The organism is Herpetosiphon gulosus, assembly GCF_039545135.1.
Taxonomy (GTDB): domain Bacteria; phylum Chloroflexota; class Chloroflexia; order Chloroflexales; family Herpetosiphonaceae; genus Herpetosiphon; species Herpetosiphon gulosus.
On the sequence record NZ_BAABRU010000087.1, the window covers coordinates 1 to 1,395 of the forward strand.

A 1,395-nucleotide genomic window follows, 5' to 3' on the forward strand; every position below is an offset into this window, starting at 1 on the left:
GGGACTGTCAAGTAGATTGTGTATTTCGCCCCATTACCCCGGAAAGCGTCCGTCAAAGCGAATGGCCAATTGGTTGCGAATCCGTGCCCAGTTTGGCAGCGTGACCCATTTTGCAGTGATATCGCGATTCACCAGGTACAGCAGTTTTCGCACTGACTCCACCGTTGGGAATGCCCCTTTGGTTTTCGTCACCTTGCGCAGCTGGCGGTTATACCCCTCGACCGCATTCGTGGTATAGATTAAGCGTCGAATATCAGGCGGATAGTCGAACATCGTCGCCAGCTCCTCCCATGCTCGCTCCCAACACCGCACGGCCATGGCGTACTGCCCACCCCAGCGTTCGCCCAGCTCCAGCAGCTTGGTTTCGGCCAGCTCGCGCGTCGGCGCTTGGTAGACCTGCCGCAACCCCGCCACAAACGCTTTGCGGTCATTCCACCCCACATACGTGAGGCTTTGCCGGACTTGGTGGATCACGCAGCGTTGCACCACGGTGCGCGGGAAGATCGCCCGAATCGCCTCGCTGAATCCCACCAATCCATCGACACAGGCGATAAAGACATCCTCCACCCCCCGCGCTTGCAGGTCACTCAGGACACTCAGCCAAAAGCTCGCACCTTCGCTCCCATCCCCCACCCAGTGCCCGAGCACGTCCCGCTGACCCGTGCAGGTAAGACCCAATACCACATACACGGCGGTGTTCTGCACCCTCCCATCCCGCCGGATTTTCATATGGATGGCATCCAAATACATGATCGGGTACACCGCCTCTAACGGTCGGTTCTGCCATGCCTCCACCAGGCTCCAGACCTTGTCCGTAACCGCGCTCACCGTGGCCGCCGAAATCGTAATCCCATACAGCTCGTGCAGGGTTTGCTGAATATCGCGGGCCGATACGCCTTTGGCATAGAGCGCAATGATCTTTTCCTCCAGCTCGTTCGTGCTGGTCTGGTAGGGATCGAGGAGCGCTGGTTGGAAGGTGCTGTTGCGGTCACGCGGCACCTGAATCGTGTGATCGCCCGCCGAGGTGCGCAGGCGGCGGGGACGGCTGCCATTACGGGTATTGCCGGAATTTCGGCCTTCGGGAGCATAGGGTTCATAGCCGAGATGCGCGGTCAGTTCTGCCTCGAGCATCTGTTCCATGGTCGTCGCGAACAAGCGGGCAAAAATTCCTTCTTTGCCGAAGAAATCCTCGATTGAGGTGGCCGTCGCCAGTTCTTGTTGCACCCGCTCAACCGAGGGCATGGCGGGATGGAGCGGGGTCGTTGGTGCGGGTTGGTCGGCGGTCGTTGGTGCGGGTTTGTGTTTTGCTCGTGGCATGGTATCCCCTTACAAGCCTATTCTGGAAATGCTCGTCTTTGGGTTGGGAACCAAATACACACGCTATTGTACAGTCTC

1 protein-coding gene is annotated in these 1,395 nt (G+C 58.7%); it reads right to left on the reverse strand.

Translation table 11 applies throughout. The features are described 5' to 3' along the window. Positions 1 to 33: 33 nt before the first annotated feature. The gene (locus ABEB26_RS26845) at positions 34 to 1,317 is read right to left on the reverse strand and encodes an IS256 family transposase (RefSeq protein ID WP_345725168.1); all 1,284 of its coding nucleotides are present in this window, start codon (positions 1,315 to 1,317) and stop codon (positions 34 to 36) included. Positions 1,318 to 1,395 lie beyond the last annotated feature (78 nt).

Coding starts and splice junctions, on each gene's coding strand:
- ABEB26_RS26845 (WP_345725168.1), bottom strand. CDS start 1,317: ATGCCACGAGCAAAACACAAACCCGCACCAACGACCGCCGACCAACCC.